The following is a 473-nucleotide window of genomic DNA, read 5'->3' as shown; positions in this document are numbered from 1 at the left end:
TATTTATATCGTGCCATTGATGCAGAGGGACATACATTAGATATTTGGTTGCGTAAGCAACGAGATAATCATTCAGCATATGCGTTTATCAAACGTCTCATTAAACAATTTGGTAAACCTCAAAAGGTAATTACAGATCAGGCACCTTCAACGAAGGTAGCAATGGCTAAAGTAATTAAAGCTTTTAAACTTAAACCTGACTGTCATTGTACATCGAAATATCTGAATAACCTCATTGAGCAAGATCACCGTCATATTAAAGTAAGAAAGACAAGGTATCAAAGTATCAATACAGCAAAGAATACTTTAAAAGGTATTGAATGTATTTACGCTCTATATAAAAAGAACCGCAGGTCTCTTCAGATCTACGGATTTTCGCCATGCCACGAAATTAGCATCATGCTAGCAAGTTAAGCGAACACTGACATGATAAATTAGTGGTTAGCTATATTTTTTTACTTTGCAACAGAACC

The 473-nt window shown here is 34.9% G+C and carries 1 pseudogene; it reads left to right on the top strand.

The annotated features are described in order from the left end of the window. A pseudogene (locus LQ615_RS13360) lies at positions 1 to 414 on the top strand (IS6-like element IS257 family transposase); the annotation flags it as partial. Between the last annotated feature and the right edge of the window lie 59 nt (positions 415 to 473).

The sequence above is a fragment of the Mammaliicoccus sp. C-M13 genome (assembly GCF_022386845.1).
Taxonomy (GTDB): Bacteria; Bacillota; Bacilli; order Staphylococcales; family Staphylococcaceae; genus Mammaliicoccus; species Mammaliicoccus lentus.
Note: the sequence above shows the minus strand (reverse complement) of the source record. Positions and strands in the feature narration are given on the sequence as shown.